Raw genomic sequence first — 18,286 nt, forward strand, 5'->3', positions numbered from 1 at the left:
GGGGCCGGGCGGCCGGTGGCGGCCCGGCCGTCGCGGGTCCGGGTGTCGTCGGGACGGGTGTGGCCGGGACGGGTGGCGCTGGGCCGGGCGTCGTTCGACCGGGCGTCGCTCGGCCGGGTGTCGTGTCCGGCACGGCGTGGACGCCGGCCGTGCGGACCGGCGCGGTGGCGGCAGAGGTCATCGCGTCTCCTCGGCCGGGATGTCGGACGGCCTGGGGGCCAGGCCCAGCAGCCAGCCGCAGGCGGCGGCGCACCGCCGGGCGGCCCGTCCGTCGCCGTACGGGTTGGGCCGGGGGAAAGGCGGGTTCGGCTTCTTGACGTCCAGCACGCCCTCGCGGGCGAATTCCTTTTCCGCCGCGGCCACGATCTCCGTCTCGTCCGTACCGACGAGCCGGGCCAGACCGGAATCGATCCCTTCGGTCCGCTCGGTGTTGTCCCGGGTCACCAGAATCGGCAGGCCGAAGGCCGCCGCCTCCTCCTGAATTCCGCCGGAGTCGGTGATGGCCAGAACGGACCGGGACAGGAGACGGGCGAAGGCGTCGTACGGAATCGGGCCCGGCAGAAGAACATTGGGCCGGCCTCGCAGGGATTCCTCGATCGCGTTCCGGACCGAGGGATTCATGTGCGCGGCGACGACGAACGTCACGTCGGGATATTGACGGCTCAATGTGGCCACCGCCCGGCCGACCCGCCGGATCGGCTCGCCCCAGTTCTCCCGGCGATGCGCGGTCACGACGACGAGCGGAGCGGAATCCTGATCGATTCCGCGGAGCCCGGGTACGGCGCGGGGAAGCGGTCTCCGGCTCGCGGCGACGACGGCGTCGATCACGGTGTTCCCCGTGACCACGATCCGCTCGGCCGCCACCCCCTGGGCGAGCAGGTTGCGGCGGGCGGCCCGCGTGGGCGCCAGGTGGAGATCGCTCAGCTCGGCGATCATCCGGCGGTGGGCCTCCTCCGGGAACGGGCTGCGCGCGTCTCCGGAGCGCAGCCCCGCCTCCACGTGCACGACAGGGATCTTGGCGAAGAAGGCGGCCATCGCCCCGGCCAGCGCGGACGAGGTGTCTCCCTGGACGAGCACCGCGTGCACGGCGGGTGCGCGCAGCCGGCTGCCGAGCCCGCTGAGCAGGCCGGCCGTCAGCTCGGCGACCGGCCCGGCTCCGGCCGTGCGGCCGGTGACGAGCGGTGGGTCGAGTCCGGCCTCTGGGCGCAGTCCGAAACAGGCGAGGGTGTCCCGTACCACCGCTCCGTGCTGGCCGGTGGTCAGTACGGCCGGCTCGGCCCAGCGCGTCCGCTGCAATTCCCGGACGACCGGAGCGAGTTTGATGGCTTCCGGGCGGGTGCCCACGACAATGACGACGCGCTGTCGGCCGCTCAATGCCGAGTCGTTTTCGTGTGGGGGCGGGGAGAAGAGATCGGGCGCATAGAGACACCGTTCATCGCGTCGGTTTACGACAAGTGCGCGTAAGGGCGCGGCAACTCATGGACGTTGAACGTGTGACGTGTTACACCTGTGGCAGGCGATGGCGAGGAATACAGGTGTTGTCCGGCAACCCTTCGCGTCCGCTGACGCTAAGCGCGGGGACATAACGTGGGCAATGGTTCCGGAGTCATGGGATTGGCCGGATCGGACCAATATGCCTGCTGAGATAGCGGAAAAGCCCAGGTGCCCACGGCCGCCCGTGTTTTTCCGTGCCCGGCCCATCGACGCAAAACCGCCTCCACCCGTCACCGGGCAGCGCCCGAGCGCCACGGCAGGGTCTGGCCATCGCCTGCCCGGTGATTCACAGTGGTCACTGCCTGCCTGCCTACCTACTGCCTGCCCGCCCCGCCGCTCGACCCGCTGCCCGGCCTGCATACCAGCTCGCCCACACCCACCCCTCCCTCCTCGCCGCCCGGAGGTGCCGTCCTTCCATGTACCTGGGAACCACCTGGTCGTTGGCGGGTGGCGTGGCGGCGGCACGCGTCGGCACGTCCGGTGGGCGCGGAGTCCTCACCGCCGCCATCGGCGCGGCCGTGGTACCGCTGGGTTTCGTCCTGGGCCGGGAGATCCAGCGCAGACTGGGGCGCGACGGCCGGCCGGTTCCCGCACACCTGCCCCGGCCCGGACATCCGGACGCTCCGAACCGCACCCGACCCACTCCCCGCACGCCCGCCAGAGCCGCCGGGGCCCACCGGGACAAAGGGAGGTACCCAGGTGAAAAACGTCCTGCTCAAGACCGTTGACGCCATCGGCAGCACCGTCATCGGACTGTCCGCCGGCTACCTCGCCCTGGCCATGGGCGCGGGCCTCCTCGAACTGCGCCGCCAGCGAGCCAAGTTACGGGTCCAGGGCGACACCCCCTACGGTCACCCGCACCTCGGCCGCCGCGACCGCCACCACCTCTACGTCCTCGTCCCCTGCCTCAACGAGGAGTCGGTGATCGGCACCACGGTCAGCGGCCTCCTCGGCCCGCGTACGACGGTCGTGGTCGTCGACGACGGCTCGGACGACACCACGGGGGCGACCGCCGAGCAGGCGGGCGCGGCGGCCCGCGCGGCCGGCCACCAGGGCGAAGTGACCGTACTGCGACGGGAGCCGCCCAACGCACGGCAGGGCAAGGGCGAGGCCCTCAACCACGCCATCCGCGTGGTGCGCGAGCGCGTCGCGGCACGCGGCCAGGACCCCGCACGGACCGTGGTGTGCGTCATGGACGCCGACGGCCGCCTCTCGGACCGGGCACTGTCCCACGTCCTGCCGCTCTTCGACGACCCACGGGTCGGCGGCGTCCAGCTCGGCGTCCGCATCCGCAACCGCCGCGCCAACTTCCTGACCTGGTTCCAGGACTACCAGTTCTGGGCGATGGCCGCCGTCACCCAGTTCGGCCGCAACCTCACCCAGACCGTCAGTCTCGGCGGCAACGGCCAGTTCACCCGCCTCTCCGCCCTCGACGGCCTCGGCGAACGCCCCTGGTCCCAGTCCCTCACCGAAGACCTCGACCTGGCCATCAGCCTCGCCGTACGCGGCTGGAAGCTGCGCACCACCGCCCACGCCTCCGTCGACCAACAGGGCGTCAGCGACCTGCGCCGCCTCGTCCGCCAGCGCACCCGCTGGTACCAGGGCCACATGACCGCGATCGGCCGCATGCCCGAAATCTGGCGCGCCCCGCGCATGGGGCACCTGGCGGCCCTGGAAATGTTCGCCTACCTACTGGTGCCCTGGGCTCTCGACCTGCCCTGGTCCCTCCTCTTCCAGTACTGCCTGTACTGGTTCCTCCGCAGCCCCGACGTACTGGTCCTACGCGGCAAGCCGGCCGCCGCGGTCAACAGCACCTGCCTACGCCTCCCCCTGAACCTCCTGGCCTGGTACCTACTGGCCTTCGCCCCCGCCCTGCTCACCTCCTGCACCTACCTACGCCGCGACAAGAACGTCGGCCCGCCCCGCGCCCTGCTCCTGGGCCACTCCTTCGTCGTCATGAACTACATGTCCTTCCTCTGCGCCTGGAGAGCCCTGTTCCGCATGCTGCGCGGCCAAACGGGGTGGACCAAGACGAGCCGGGAGGTGGAGGGGGTGGGGGTTGGGGGCGCGGCTTCGGCTGTGTGAGGGGGCGGGGGCGGCTGGGTATGGAGAAGGGGGCGATCCAGCGGGGGGTGGACCCCGCAGGCGCGGGGACCGCCGCGACGAGCTGCACGACGACATCGGCGGCGACGGGCCAACCCCGCGCGCGGGGACCACAGGCCCGGCTTCAAGAACTGGGCCCCGGCCGCGGGGGCAACCCCGCACACGCGGGGACCACTTGTCTCCTGGTTGTTCCGCGACAAGTTCCTGTGGGACCACCCCCGCACACGCGGGGACCACGCATCACCCCCTGCACCCCCGCCCCATCAGAGGGGACCACCCCCGCACACGCGGGGACCACTATGGCTCCGGCTCGCCCTCGCGAAGGTGGACGGGACCACCCCCGCACACGCGGGGACCACCTTGGCGCCCCCGGTGAAGTCCAGTGCCGTCGCGGGACCACCCCCGCACACGCGGGGACCACGACGTCGCTCGCAAGCAACACCGGAACCCGTGGGGACCACCCCCGCACACGCGGGGACCACAGGCCGTGACCAGCGCGTTTTTCAGTGCGGGTGGCGGTCTTTACTTACTTTCTGGGAATCCGGCATATCCGGCATACCCTCCGGTGTTGATTGGCTGCTTCGCTCGCGCAGGTCTTGAGTTGAGCCTGTCAGGCATCTCGGGACACAGGCTAAGGTGCATCGACACACCGCAGAGGCGGAAACACACCCGTTGACCCGCCTCGCTCCCTCAGGGCAGCAGGACCGTCAGCTTGTCCAGGGCAAGCCTTCTCTTCGTTGGCTGGCGCACTCGCCTCAGGCACCAGCTTTGCCGCTTTCCCCTCCTTACGCCACTGTGTCGATCTTGGATGCGCACGCCGCGCGTATCACGGTCAACCGTGCGGTCGCCTCCCGGTGCGCCGACGCGCCGGGGCCGGCGATCGCCTCCTTCACCAACGCCTCCAGCGTCCTGAGCCTTGCGGGTGGGAGGACGAAGGTTCCGTACAGGTGGAAGCCGGTTTCCACCTTGTTGCGGAGGGTTCGGTGGAGGTCGTTCCAGGCGTCTTCGGCGGCGTCCCGAAGGGGGCCGCGGTCCGCTACCGCGCCTCGTGACAGTCGGGTCAGGCACTGCTCCAGCTTCTGCGCGCGCTCGTCCAGTTGTGTGGCCAGCTTCCGGACGCGTTCGAAAACCTTCTTCGATGAGACGACGAGTCCGATCACCACGCTGAGGCAGGCCGCGAAGACCGCGGGCGCGTAGCGTCCCGGAACGGGCAGTGTGCGTATCAGGCAGACGGCTCCCACCGTGCCGCAGCTCATCGCGGCCACCTGGAGGGCCCGCCGCCCACGTGAGGCGTCCCCGCAGGCGCTCGTAGGCGAAGGATGTCGGTTCCCGTACTCCGCCGCCGATGTGGAAGATCCAGATCATCAGCAAGGCCGAGCCGGCCGGCACGGGGTCGTCCGGCAGGAAGCTGATCGCCGCTGCCACGACCAGGCCGACGGCCGTCACGTAGGCCGTCATCGGCAGGAAAGTGATCACTCGGTGCCAGGTCTCCGAGCGGGTGATGAACCACGGTGCCGCTATCCAGTACGAGCCGAGCAGCAGGAGAGCCGAGAGGGCGGCCAGCCCTCGGAACAAGGGCAGGGAGGTGGTGTTGAGGGCCACTGCCGTCAGGGCGAGGACGGTTCCGATGCCGGTCGCCCCGGTCCACGGCCGCCAGAGGGCAGGGCGCGGGCGAGGGCCGGGGCGTGCGGGCTCAGATGTCATGGAGGTGGTCTCCTCTCGCGGCAGGACTTGGTTCTCCTGGTGCCTGGTGACGAGGAAACCACCTGCCACTGACAATCCACGCGCAGCATCGGCATCCAGATTCTCGCCAGCCGGGGCTGCCACGCTGGGCGTTCTCCGTACATCGGTGCCGGGACCCGGCACGAAGGGCGCAGGAGGGGCAGCGGTATGAATGCCGGCGAGTACGTGGACGGGCTCACCGCACTGGGTGTCACGCTCTACGAGGAGGACGGCAGACTGCGGTACCGGGCCCCGAAGGGAATCCTCACCGAGGAGCGGCTGCGGGAACTGAAGGACCGGAAGGACGCCGTGCTGGCGTACCTGCGGGCCCAGGAGTTCGGGCCGGGGCTGGTGGTGGACGCGGCGGCGCGGCACGAGCCGTTCCCGCTGACGGATGTCCAGTCGGCGTACCTGCTCGGGCGCAGCGAGGCGTTCGATTACGGGGGCGTGGCCTGTCACGGGTACCTGGAACTGGCGCTGCCGGACGGGGACGAGCAGCGGCTGGAGGACGCTTGGAACGTCCTGGTCCGGCGGCACGACATGCTGCGGGCGGTGGTCTCGGCCGACGGGTACCAGCGGGTGCTGGCCGAGGTGCCGCGTTATGCGGTACGCCGTACGGACACGCGGCAGGTGGATGACGAGCAGGCGCGGCGGGTCGTCGAGGAGATCCGTACCGAGATGTCCCATCAGGTGCGGGCGACCGACCAGTGGCCGCTGTTCGAAGTGCGTACCAGCCGTACTGCTGGTGGGCTGCTCCTGCACATCGCGATTGATCTGCTCATCTGTGACTACGGCAGTATTCGGATGCTGCTCGGTGAGTTGCGGGAGCTGTGGGTCGGTTCGGGACCCGCGAGCACGGATTCCGACGGGGGCGGGGGAGAGGTCCCGACGTTCCGGGATTATGTGCTGGCGGCGCGGGCCGCGCGCGAGGGGACCCGTTATCAGCGGGACCGTGAGTATTGGTGGAAGCGTGTCGACGACCTGCCTCCGGCGCCTGAACTGCCGCTGCGTACCGGGTCACTGAAAGCTCCGCCCAGGTTCCGGCGGCACGGTACCCGGTTGACGGCCGAGCAGTGGCGGGCCTTGGACCGGCGTGCGGCCCACGCGGGTGTGACGGCCTCGGTGGTGCTGCTTCAGGCGTTCGCGGAGACTGTGGGGCGGTGGAGTCGTAAGCCGTGTTTCTCGCTGAGTCTGACTCTGCAGAATCGGTTGCCCTTGCACCCCGGGATCGATCGGGTGATCGGTGACTTCAGCTCCACCAGCCTGCTCGCGGTGGACCTCACCGAAGGTGACACGCTGCTGGACCGGGTGCGCGCTTCCCAGGCGCGGCTCTGGGACGACATGGACCACAAGCTGTGCTCCGGGGTGGAGGTGCTGCGCGAACTCGCCCGGCGCCGGGGCCGGGCCGAGGCTCTGATGCCGGTCACTTTCACCAGTACGGTCAGCGGGTCCCGTAGCGCGGCAGGGGCAGGGGCAGGGGCCGGTACATCCGAACCGGCGGCTTTGTTGCGTGGCGCGGAACTGGTGCACGGGATCACCCAGACTCCCCAGGTGTGGATCGACTGCCAGGTCATGGAGGACACGGGCGGCCTTCTGGTGCACTGGGACGTCCGGGAGGGGCTGTTCCCTGATGGTGTGGTCGAGGACATGTTCGACGCGTTCGCTACGCTGGTTGCCGGGCTGGCTGAGGGGGACGGTGACTGGCAGCGGGCCGTTCCTGTGGAGTTGCCCGCCCAGCAGCGTGAGCGACTGGCGCGCATCAATGCCACCGAGGCACCCCGTTCTGCCGACCCGCTGCACGCCGAGGTCATGGCCCAGGCGCGGCGCACCCCCGGCCGCCCGGCCGTCGTCACGCCCGGCCGCACCCTGGACTACGCGGAACTGGCCGCCCGCGCCCAGGCCGTCGCCGCGGCGCTGACCGCTTCCGGCAGTGCCCGCGGGGAGCGGGTGGCGGTCGTCATGGACAAGGGCTGGGAGCAGGTCGTCGCCGTCCTCGGTGTGCTCCTCGCCCAGGGCGCCTACCTGCCCGTCGACACCACCCAGCCGCCGCTGCGCCGCGACACGGTGCTGAAGGATGCCGGGGTGCGGCGGGTGCTCACTCAGTCCTGGCTGGCGCCTGCGCTTGGCCTGCCGACGGGGATGTCGGCCCTGGCGGTGGACACGATGGAGGCGGAAGGCGCGGAAGGCGCGGAAGGCGCGGAAGGCGCGGAAGGCGTGGGAGGTGCGGGAGGTGCGGAAGACGTGCAAGGCGCGGGAGATCCGGGCGACGCACCGGCGGTCGCCGAGGCCGTGACCGACCCGGATGATCTCGCCTACGTCATCTACACCTCCGGCTCCACCGGCACCCCGAAGGGCGTGATGATCAGCCACGGCGCCGCCCGCAACACCGTGGACGACATCAACTCCCGCTTCGGCGTCGGCCCGGACGACCGGGTGCTGGGGCTGGCCCAGCTGGGCTTCGACCTGTCGGTGTACGACATCTTCGGCCCCCTGGCGGTGGGCGGCGCCCTCGTGCTGCCCGACGCCGCGCGCCGCGGTGACCCCGTGCACTGGGCGGAGCTGGTGCACGAACACGGTGTCAGTGTGTGGAACTCCGTCCCCGCGCAACTGGTGATGTTCCACGAGTACCTGCGTGCCGAGCCCACCGCCGGTACGGGTCGGCTGCGGCTCGCGATGCTGTCCGGTGACTGGATCCCGGTGACGCTGCCGGATGCCGTACGGGCCCGGGTGCCGGGGCTGGGCGTGGTCAGCCTGGGAGGGGCCACCGAGGCTGCGATCTGGTCCATCCATCATCCCATTGGTGCGGTCGATCCCAGCTGGGGCAGCATTCCGTACGGGCGGCCGCTGGCCAACCAGACCTTCCGGGTGCTGGACCCGCTGATGCGGGACTGCCCGGAACATGTCACCGGCGAGCTGTACATCGGGGGCGCCGGGCTGGCGCTGGGCTACTTCGGTGACGAGCGGCGCACCGCCGAGCGCTTCGTCAAGCATCCGCACGACGGTGAACGGCTGTACCGCACCGGTGACATGGGCCGCCGTCTGGCCGACGGTGAGATCGAGTTCCTGGGCCGGGTGGACGGGCAGGTGAAGCTGAACGGGCACCGCGTCGAACTGGCCGAGGTGGAGGCGGCGCTCCAGGGGCACCCTGCCGTTCATCTGGCCGCGGCGGTCGTCCATGGCGAGGGTGGCGGCCGTCGGCTGGTGGCCTTCGCGGAGACCGCCCGTACGGAGCCGGGCCCGCTGCCTGCCGGCTGGCCGGTCGCGGTGACCGGACAGGCCGCGCGCGCCGCGGAGGGTGTCCGGGACGCCGACGTACGGGCGATGTGTGCCGCCCTGGACGAGTCCGCGCTGCTGTCCATGGCCCGGCTGCTGCGCTCCCGTGGGCTGTTCACCGCGTCGGGCGACGGGCATTCCACGGACGAGGTCGTTGCTGCTTCCGGTGCTTCGCGAGGTCATCATTACCTCGTACGGCGTTGGCTTGCCGCACTGGCCGCTGAGGGGCGCCTGACGCATGATCCGTCGGCGGACCGCTGGTACGGGTTGGCGGCGGCCGACGAGGAGTGCGTACGGGCCGTACACGAGCGCATCGACGCCCTGGAGCCGCTGACCGGCTGGGGAGCCGCCCTCGTCCGCTTCCATCGCGACTGCGAGCGGCGGCTGGGGGAGCTGCTCAGCGGCGACCTCCCGCTGCGTGATCTGCTCTTTCCCGAGGGTGCTCTGGAGACGGCGGCGGCCGCCTACCGGGACAATCTGATCAGCCGGTACAACAACGCGGCCACCGTCGCCGCGGTCCGCACGATCGTGGCCGGTCACGGCGGCCCGGGGCCCGTGCGGGTACTGGAGATCGGCGCCGGGATCGGCGGGACCAGCGCCGAGCTGATCCCGGCCCTGGCGGACCTGCCCGTCGACTACCACTTCACGGACGTGTCGCACTTCTTCCTCAACGCGGCGCAGGAAGCTTTCGCCGCGTATCCGTGGGTGCGCTACGGGCTGTACGACCTCAACGTGGACCCGTACGCCCAGGGGCTCCGGCCGAACTGCGCGGACGTCGTGGTCGCCGCGAACGTGCTGCACAACGCCGTGCACGCGGGGGAGATGTTCGACCGGTTGCGCGAGCTGGTGGCACCGGGCGGCTGGCTGGTGTTCATCGACGCGACCCGCGACACCTGCCGCGGCATGACGTCCATGGAGTTCAACGACGGGCTGACCGGCTTCACCGACGAACGCGCCCGTACCGGCGCCACGTTTTTCACCCGTCAGCAGTGGCTCGACCTGCTGGACGCGGCCGGCGCCACCGACGTGCTGTGCCTGCCGGCGCCGGACAGCGCGCTCGCCGAGATCGGCCAGCAGGTCCTCGCGGCCCGCCTCAAGGCCGACCGCGCCGCCGTCACCCCGGCCGAGCTGCACGCCCGGCTCGCCGAGCGCCTGCCCGCCTACATGATCCCGGCGGATCTCCAGGTGGTCGACGCGATCCCGCTGACCGGCAACGGCAAGGTGGACCGGAACCGGCTGACCGCCCTGGCCGGGCCGGCCGCGCCCGGCGCCGCCGTCGGCGGCGGAGCGGCCCCGCGCGACGAGCTGGAGCGTGCCCTGGCCGCGCTGTGGGCCGAGGTGCTGCACGTGCCTTCCGTCGGACGGGACGCCGACTTCTTCGCCCTCGGCGGTGACTCGCTGCTGGTGGCCCAGCTCGTCGGCCGGATGCGCCGGGAGCTTCCGCAGGCAGCCGCGGTGACCTGGGACGACTTGCTGCGCATGGTGCTGAACCGGCCCAGCGTGGCGGCCCTTGCCGACCGGCTGCGGGCCGCCCGGGCACTTGGGGGAGCGGAAGCCTCGCCCCTGGTGGAACTCGGCCCGCGGCCCGCGGACGCGGCCGGCGCGCCGGTGCTCGTCCTGGTCCACGACGGCACCGGGACGGTGGCGCCGTACCGCGCGCTGGTCCAGGAACTGGCCGGGCGAATGCCGTTGGCGGGGCTCGTCGTGGACGACCTCGACTCCTATCTCGCCGCCGAGCCCGGCACGCTGGTCGGTGATCTGGCAGACCGGTACGCGCGGGTGCTGCTTGACGAGGGGTGCACCAGGGTCCACCTTGTCGGCTACTGCATGGGTGGTCTGCTGGTCACCGAGCTGGCCGACCGGCTCGCCGGGGCGGGTACAGAGGTGACCGATGTGACGGTCATCAGCAGCTACCGGGTGCCCTATCTGGTGGAGGACGATCTGCTGGCCGAGTACGTCTTCGCCCGCATGATGCGCGCCGACACCGTACGGCTCGGCTACCCGGAGGACGAGACGACGACCCGCGCCCTCGTCGAGGCGGTCACCGCCGAGCACGGCGGCCGGGTGCCGCACGGCAGCCTCACCGGACACCCCGCCGAAGGGCTGGGGCCGGACGCGGCGGCGGCACAGCGCGCCTTGCGGACGCTGGCCGAACGGCCGCAGGAGGAACGGCTGCGGGCCATCGGCGCCCACATGTCCCGGGACGAGGCGGAATTCAGCTCGCTGGAGCGACTGACCCGCCTCTACCGCACGGTCCGTCACAGCCTGGTGACGGTGGCCCTGCACGAGGCGACCCCCTACAAGGGACGCGCCACGCTGGTCCGGCAGGTCGGTGAGGCCGAAGTTTTCCCCGGCATGCACCGGGACATGGAGGAGTACTGGCAGAAGGTGTGCACCGGCGATCTGCGGACCGTGGACGTGCCGGGGGACCACTTCACGTGTGTGCGTCCGCCGCATGCTCGGGCGGTGGCGGCCCTGCTCGCGGGAGAGCCGGAGGCGGCTCGGGGTGCGCGGGGGCGGGGCTGATGGCCGCGCCGCTGATCGGCATTCTCGGGGCGTACGGCGCGGTGGGTTCGGTCGCCGCCCGCCGGCTCGCCGACGAGGGGCGCTACCGGCTGCGGCTGGGTGGCCGCGCCCTGGACCCCGCCCGGCGGCTGGCTGCCGAGCTGGGCCCGTCGGCGGGGGCGCAGGTGGTGGATGCCCGGGACGGGCACGGGCTTGCGGCGTTCGCCGAGGGCTGCCGCGTGGTGCTCAACTGCGCCGGTCCTGCCTATCTGCTGCTGGACCGGGTCCGGCGGGCGGCGTTCGCCGCGGGCGCCGATTACGTGGACGTGATGGACGACGGCACGGCCTCCGCGCCGGGCGGGCCCCGTACTGCCGTACTGTCGGCGGGCCTGGTGCCTGGTCTGTCCGGGCTGCTGCCCGGGCTGCTCGCCGGGCCGATGGACCGTCCGCTGCGGTTCACCGGCGGCTACGCGGGGCTGGGCGCCCTCACCCACACGGGCGCCCTCGACTACCTGCTGAGCCTGGACCGTGGATTCGGTGTGCCGACGGGGCTCTGGCGTGGCCGTACGGTGCCCGGGGCGCTGCGTACCGAAGACGGTCTCCGGGTGCCGGGCCTGCCCCGGCCGGTGACGGCGGTTCCCTTCCTCACCGCCGAAGTGGTGGAGCGGGCCGAGGCGCTGGGGCTGGCGGAGGCGCGCTGGTACAACGCCTTCGACGGCGGATTTCTGTACGACGCCCTGAACCGGGTGCGGACGGGCGACAGCCCGGACCTCGACTCCCGCGCGGCCGAGCTGGTGCGGGCGTCCGCGCTGGACGCGGCCGGGCGGACGCCGTACCACGCCCTGTGGGGCAGCCTGGACGGCATCGGGCACGAGGGTGCCGAGGTGCGCCGGACCGTACTGGTCCGTGGTGCGGACGGGTCCGGGGTGACCGGTGAGATCGGTGCGTTCGCGGTGTCCGAGGTGTGTGACGGGCGGGTGCCCGCCGGGGTGCGCCGGGCGGCCGAGGTGCTTTTGCCCCGGCGTGTGGTGGACCGGCTGCGCGCGGTCGTCGGCGGTCTCGTGGTGGCGGAGCGGGACGCGGACCCGGCATCCGTCGCGGATCTCGCGTACGAGGCGGAGGAAGAGGGCGCCCTGTGACGCGGCGGGCGCCCGGCGGCGGGTCCAGATTCCGTCCAGTCGGCCCTGCCATCATCCGGTGAGCCCGGGCGGCCCGGTCGCCGCGCACTGCCCCGAGAGGATTCGCCATGTCCGCCGTAGACCTCTATTCCTCCATGTTCCGGCTGCGCCACGACGGCACGGTCGACGCCGAGGAGTTCACCATGCGGCCCGACCTGGACGGCTGGACGGCCGTGACCATGCGTGCCGAGACGACGGCGGACCTGAAGTCCGCGGCCAACTGGATGCGGCACCCCGACGGCGACGAGGTGATGTGCGTCCTGTCGGGCGCGATGCGGATCTACTACCGTACGGGCGGCCCCGAGGACACCGACGGCGAGCTGCGGGTCCGTGTCGGCGCGGGCGAGGCGTTCGTCGTGCCGTCGGACGCCTGGCACCGGGTGGAGCTGGAGGCGCCCACCGAGATGCTGGTGGTGCTGCGGGCCGAGGGGACGCTGATCGAACAGCGTCCCGGGCACTGAGCCGGACACGGCGGCCCGCCGCGCCAGACGGCGGCCAGATTTCGTGCAGAGGAGCCTGCCACGCTCTTTTCCCGGCGGGGGATTCCGGTACGGCCGGCCCTCGTCTTCGCTTCCGGTGTCCTCACAGGAATGGGATCTCATGCGTTTTCTCCTTTTGAGCGGGCTCGGCCCCGGAGAACTCGGCCCGACGCATTTCAACTCCCCGTACATGGCCGGGACGCTCTTCGGGGACAACCCGAGCGAGCTGGGCCGGGAGATGCTGCGCCGCGCCGGACACGAGGAACTGCGGCTCGACCGGCTGGCTTTCGCGTCGTCGGGCCGCCCTTACGCCCTGCTGCGCCCGCGTGCGGCGGCCGGGCCGCATCTGACCACGGTGACGCTGCATTCGATCCTGGAGACCGGTGACTACGACTTCGCCCGGGTGGACCTGGCGGACGTGTGGACCGGTGCGGCGCAGGTGCCGGCCGGGGACTTCGACGTGGTGCTGCTGTCGACGACGTACATCTGGAACGAGCCGATCCTCCGGCAGGCGGTCGCCTGGATCCGGGAGAACCTGCCCGGCACCGGCATCGTGGCCGGCGGGCAGTTCACCAACCTCAAGTTCATGATGGCCCTGCGCGACCACCCGGAGATCGTCGCGGTCGTGCGCGGCGACGGGGAGGTCTCGCTGCCCATGACGCTGGACACGCTCGCCGCGGGCAAGAGCCTGGAGTCGGTCCCCAACGTCGTCTGGCGCGACGGGGACCGGATCCGGATCAACCCGGTGGAGTACGTGGACCTCGACGGGTTCCCCTCGCCCAGCGTCTCCGGGCGGGCCGCGGTGGTGCCGTACGAGTCGATGCGGGGCTGTCCCTTCGACTGCAAGTTCTGTTCCTTTCCCGCGGCTTCGCCGAAATGGCGCTACAAGTCGGCGGAGAAGATCCGGGACGACTGGGCCGGGTACGCCGCGGACAACGGCACCGAGATGATGTACGCGATGGACTCCACGTTCACCATTCCGCCGGTCCGTTTCCGTAAGCTGCTGGAAATTCTGCCGGGGTCCGGCATACCGGTCTGGGAAGGGTTCAGCCGGGCCAACACGCTGAACTCCGAGGCGGTGGTGGCGGGTCTGGAAGCGGCGCACTGTTTCCAGATCCATGTGGGCTTCGAGTCGATGAACGACCAGACGCTGAAGAACATGAGCAAGCGGGTGTCGGTGAAGCAGAACCTCACGGCCCACGAACTGCTCAGCCGCAGCGAGATCAACACCTACGGCCTGTTCATCGTCGGCTATCCGGGGGAGAGCCCCGAGACGTTCCAGGACACCCAGGACTTCCTGATGGAGGAGTACATCGGCCACTTCTCCATGGCGCGTTTCACCATCACGGACGAGAACATGCCGATGTGGCAGGACCGGGAGAAGTTCCGGATCGAGGCGGAGGATCCCAACGATCCCGGTTCGCCGTGGTCGCACATCGGCATGGACAGTGACCGGGCGGGCCAGTTGCTCACCGAGACCCTGGACAAGGTGCGGCGGACCAACGACCGCGCGGTGCTGAAGTTCTGGCAGCACAACTACCAGCACTGGCTGCTGCCGCAGCACGACCGCAAGACCAACCTCGCGGTCGAGAAGAGTCTGGAGCTGCTGGCCATGACGCCGCGTGACTTCACCGATCCGGACGAGGGGGCGCACGCCATGCGGACCCAGCTGGACCAGTTGCGTTCGGTCGGGATCGAACCGGCTCCCGAAGGCCGGGAGCTGTGCCTCGATCCGCTGTGACGGGCGGTTCCGGGCCGGGATTCCGACTGCGGCCGCGCGCCGGGGGCCCGGCGCCGCCGCTGGTCCCGGGGCGGGTTGCCACCCTAGTTCTTATACGCGTATAGTTTCTGGGTGGAGCCCAGTCATGAGCGGTTGACGACGCGGCCGTACGCCGCGCGAGCCGCCGACCCGGCCTTGGAGGGCGGGACTTTTCTATGGCCACGACAGAACAGGTGAGCACGCTCACCGACGGAACCGGCGGCCGCGCGGCCGACGACCCCACCGCGGCGGGTGAGCCGCCCGGCGCGGCGCGCGGCGGCCCGGGGGAACAGGCCCCGCAAGGACGCCGGATGCTCGTCCGGCTGTTACGCCCGTACCGGGGGCGGCTCCTCGCCGTCCTGGTACTGCAGACGGTGGGCGCCCTGGCCGGCCTCGCCCCGCTGCTCGCCCTGGCCGAGATCGGCCGGGAACTGCTCGCCCCCGGGCCGGCCGACCGCACCGCCGTGTGGACCGCCGTCGTCCTCGGTGCCGCGGGCCTGCTGGTACGGGTCCTGTTCACCGCGGCCGCCGGCGGATGCGGCCACCTCGTCGACGGGGACCTGCACCTGTCGCTGCGCAGGTCACTGGCCCAGCGCCTGGGGCGGGTGCCCCTGGGCTGGTTCGCACGCCGCAGCTCGGGCGAGGTGAACGGCGTGGTGCAGGGCGACGTCGACACGCTGCACCACCTGATCGCCCATACGCCGGGCGAGTTCACCTCCGCCGTCGTCGTCCCCGCCGCCTCGCTGGCCTACCTGGCCTGGGTGGACTGGCGGCTGACGCTCGTCGCACTCGTCCCGGTCCTGTTCGGCGTGGCGGTGCACCGCCTGCTGTCGACCGAGGAACGGCGCCGCCAGGGCATGGCAGTGGGCCAGGCCATGGGCCGTATCGGGGCGTCGTCCGTGGAGTTCGTCCAGGGCATCTCCGTCGTGAAGACCTTCGGCGGCGCGGGCCGGGTCCACCAGCGTTACCGGCGCGCCGCCGACGACTTCGCCGACTTCTTCCTCGGCTACGTCGCCGGCAGCGCGGGCCTGGCGTCGCTGTCCGCCCTCGTCCTGGCACCGCCGTTCGTGCTGCTGCTCATCCTGACGGGCGGCACGCTGCTGATCACCCAGGGCGCCATGCCGCCCGCCGAACTGCTGCCCTTCCTGCTGCTGTCCGTGGCGCTGACGGCGCCGGTCGCGGCGCTGGGCCACGGCATGGACAACATCCACGCCGCCGAGCGGTCCGCCGACCGCATCCACGAGATGCTCAGCGTCCGGCCGCTGCCGGCCCCGGACCGGCCGGCCCTCCCGCAGGGGGACCGCGTGGAGTACCGCGGTGTCGGCTTCGCCTACGACGACGGCCACCCGGTGCTGCACGACATCGACCTCGTCCTGGAGCCCGGCACGACCACCGCCCTCGTCGGCCCCTCCGGCGCGGGCAAGTCCACCCTCGCCCAGATGCTGCCCCGCTTCTTCGACCCGACGCGCGGCGCGGTCCTGCTCGGCGGGGTCGACGTTCGCGACATCGGCGACGAACAGCTCTACCAGCGGGTGGCGTTCATCTTCCAGGACGTCCGGGTGCTGCGTGCCACGGTCGCCGAGAACATCGCGCTGGCGGTGCCGGACGCCGATCGCTCCGCGGTCGTCGCCGCCGCCCGCGCGGCAGGCCTGCACGAACGCGTCACAGCCCTTCCGCACGGGTACGACTCCGTGCTCGGCGAGGACATCGGCCTGTCCGGCGGTGAGGCACAGCGGCTCGGCATCGCCCGCGCGCTGCTCATCGACGCCCCGGTGCTCGTCCTCGACGAGGCCATGTCCTTCGCCGACGCCAAGACCCAGGCGGAACTCCGGCGCGCCCTGGACGTGCTGCGCGCGGGACGCACCCAGCTCGTCATCGCGCACCGGCTGGAGACCGTCACCCGCGCCGACCGCATCGTCGTCATGGAGGGCGGCCGCATCGTGGAGAGCGGAACGTACCAGGAACTCATGGGCACGGGCGGGAAGCTCGCCCAGATGTGGCGGGCCCAGCACCGCCACGGCAACAGCTCGCGGGAAGGGACCGACCGATGATCCGACTGCTCCTGCGGGTCATGGGCGAGACACACGGCCGCCCCGTACGCCGCACGCTCGTCCTGATGTCGGCACGGGCCGTCGTGGAGGGCCTGTCCTACGCGCTGCTCGTACCGCTGCTGCGGGCCCTGCTGGGGCCGCGGCCCGCCGATGCCTGGCCCTGGCTGGGCGCCTTCGCCGCCGCGTTCCTGCTGTGCGCCGTCCTCGGCTACCGCAGTGTCCTGACGGGGTTCCGTACGGGCGGTGAGCTGTCCCGGGGACTGCACCACCGCCTCGGCGACCAGCTCGCCGGGCTGCCCCTGGGCTGGTTCACGTCCTCGCGCATCGGGGACGTCTCCGGGCTGACCAGCCGCAGCGTGATGGAAGTGATGTCGGTGCCCGCGCACCGGCTCGGCCCGCTCGTCGACGCCACCTTCGTCCCCCTGACGATCGTCGCGGTCATGTTCTTCTTCGACTGGCGGCTGGCGCTGGCGGCGCTGCTCGCGGCACCCCTGATCGCCGCGGTGCAGTACGCCACCGGGCGGGCCACCGCACGCGAGGACGCCGAGCGCGCGCGGCGCAGCGACGACGCCTCCGCCCGGGTGGTGGAGTACGTCCGCGCCCAGCCGGTGCTGCGTGCCGGCGGCCGTACCGGCGAGCGCTTCCAGCAGCTGGACGAGGCGCTGCACGCGCAGTGGCGCAGTGAGCGGCGCGCCGCCGTGAAGGGGCTGCCCGGTGTCCTCGGCCTGAGTCTCACGGTGCAGGCCGTGTTCACGCTGGTCCTCGCGCTGGGCGCTTACCTCGCCCTCGACGGCTCCGCCGACGCGGCGTCCGTACTCGCCCTGCTCGTGCTGAGCGCGCGCTGCGTCGACCCGCTGCTGTCGCTGGCGGACCTGGGCGGCGTCATGCGGGCCTCGCGCGGCGAGCTGGAACGCATCGACGCGGTGCTGCGGGAGAAGCCGCTGCCCCTGCCCGAGCAGCCGAAGAAGCCTGCCGGCAACAGCCTCGAACTGGACGGGGCCACCTTCCGCCGCGGCGGCCGCACCGTACTGGACGGGCTGAGCCTGAAGGCGGAGGACGGCCGGCGGCTGGCGCTCGTCGGCTCCTCCGGGGCCGGCAAGACCACGCTGCTCCAGCTCGCCGCGCGGTTCCACGACGTGGACGCCGGCGCGGTGCGGCTCGGCGGGGTGGACGTACGCGACATCGACGGCGACGAGCTGATGTCCCGGCTGTCCATCGTCTTCCAGGACGTCTACCTGTTCGAGGGCACCATCGAGGAGAACGTACGGCTCGGCCGCCCCGGCGCCACCAAGGACGAAGTGCGCCGGGCGGCCGCCGCGGCCCGCCTGGACGAGGTGGTCGCCCGGCTGCCGCAGAGCTGGGACACCGAGGTCGGCGAGGGCGGCGCGGCCCTGTCCGGCGGTGAGCGCCAGCGGGTGTCGATCGCCCGCGCCCTGCTCAAGGACGCCCCCGTACTGCTGCTCGACGAGGCCACCTCCGCCCTGGACCCGGAGAGCGAGCAGGCCGTCCAGGAGGGTCTGGACCGGCTGATGAGCGGCCGCACCGTCGTCATGGTCGCGCACCGGCTGCACACCGTCCGGGACGCCGACACCATCGCCTTCCTGGAGGACGGCCGCATCGTCGAGTCCGGCACCCACCAGGAACTCCTCGAACGCGACGGGAAGTACGCCGCGTTCTGGAAGATCGCCGCACACCAGCCGGCCTGAGAGGAACCGAGGTAGG

Annotated in this window: 9 protein-coding genes and 1 CRISPR repeat array; of the genes, 7 read left to right on the plus strand and 2 right to left on the minus strand. The window is 71.7% G+C overall.

Annotated features, from left to right (window positions below; translation table 11 throughout):
- Positions 1-177: 177 nt before the first annotated feature.
- On the minus strand, positions 178-1,374 hold the full coding sequence (gene wecB / locus JXZ78_RS12670; protein ID WP_030025379.1) for a non-hydrolyzing UDP-N-acetylglucosamine 2-epimerase: 1,197 nt from the start codon (positions 1,372-1,374) through the stop codon (positions 178-180).
- Positions 1,375-2,193: 819 nt separating this feature from the next.
- Between wecB and JXZ78_RS12675 the strand changes: the two genes are divergently transcribed.
- Positions 2,194-3,579 (plus strand): glycosyltransferase family 2 protein, encoded by a 1,386-nt coding sequence (locus JXZ78_RS12675; RefSeq protein WP_238783070.1) that lies wholly within the window; start codon positions 2,194-2,196, stop codon positions 3,577-3,579.
- A 164-nt stretch (positions 3,580-3,743) separates the two neighbouring features.
- Positions 3,744-4,079: direct repeats of the CRISPR family, unit length 29 nt; unit sequence GGGACCACCCCCGCACACGCGGGGACCAC.
- A gap of 303 nt (positions 4,080-4,382) precedes the next feature.
- Here JXZ78_RS12675 and JXZ78_RS12680 read toward each other — a convergent pair.
- Positions 4,383-4,853 (minus strand): hypothetical protein, encoded by a 471-nt coding sequence (locus JXZ78_RS12680; RefSeq protein WP_030020164.1) that lies wholly within the window; start codon positions 4,851-4,853, stop codon positions 4,383-4,385.
- 634 nt (positions 4,854-5,487) lie between these two features.
- Between JXZ78_RS12680 and JXZ78_RS12685 the strand changes: the two genes are divergently transcribed.
- The 6 genes from JXZ78_RS12685 to JXZ78_RS12710 all read left to right on the plus strand — a co-directional run bounded on the left by JXZ78_RS12685 (position 5,488) and on the right by JXZ78_RS12710 (position 18,270).
- Positions 5,488-11,118 (plus strand): non-ribosomal peptide synthetase, encoded by a 5,631-nt coding sequence (locus tag JXZ78_RS12685; protein WP_050502476.1) that lies wholly within the window; start codon positions 5,488-5,490, stop codon positions 11,116-11,118.
- The gene (locus JXZ78_RS12690; RefSeq protein WP_030020162.1) at positions 11,118-12,236 is read left to right on the plus strand and encodes a saccharopine dehydrogenase NADP-binding domain-containing protein; all 1,119 of its coding nucleotides are present in this window, start codon (positions 11,118-11,120) and stop codon (positions 12,234-12,236) included. The genes JXZ78_RS12685 and JXZ78_RS12690 overlap by 1 nt, the downstream gene beginning before the upstream one ends.
- 107 nt (positions 12,237-12,343) lie before the next feature.
- A complete protein-coding gene (locus tag JXZ78_RS12695) occupies positions 12,344-12,736 on the plus strand; it encodes a cupin domain-containing protein (RefSeq protein WP_030020161.1) in 393 nt (130 codons plus the stop codon).
- Between the two features lie 139 nt (positions 12,737-12,875).
- Positions 12,876-14,495: a B12-binding domain-containing radical SAM protein gene (locus JXZ78_RS12700; protein ID WP_063726087.1), complete on the plus strand. Its 1,620-nt coding sequence runs from the start codon at positions 12,876-12,878 to the stop codon at positions 14,493-14,495.
- 194 nt (positions 14,496-14,689) lie between these two features.
- Complete coding sequence (locus JXZ78_RS12705; RefSeq protein ID WP_078624263.1) at positions 14,690-16,564, plus strand: ABC transporter ATP-binding protein; 1,875 nt, start codon at positions 14,690-14,692, stop codon at positions 16,562-16,564.
- Positions 16,561-18,270, plus strand: a complete 1,710-nt coding sequence (locus JXZ78_RS12710) for an ABC transporter ATP-binding protein (RefSeq protein ID WP_030020158.1) — start codon at positions 16,561-16,563, stop codon at positions 18,268-18,270. The genes JXZ78_RS12705 and JXZ78_RS12710 overlap by 4 nt, the downstream gene beginning before the upstream one ends.
- Positions 18,271-18,286: the final 16 nt, after the last annotated feature.

The sequence above is a fragment of the Streptomyces monomycini genome (genome assembly GCF_022271435.1).
Lineage (GTDB): Bacteria > Actinomycetota > Actinomycetes > Streptomycetales > Streptomycetaceae > Streptomyces > Streptomyces monomycini.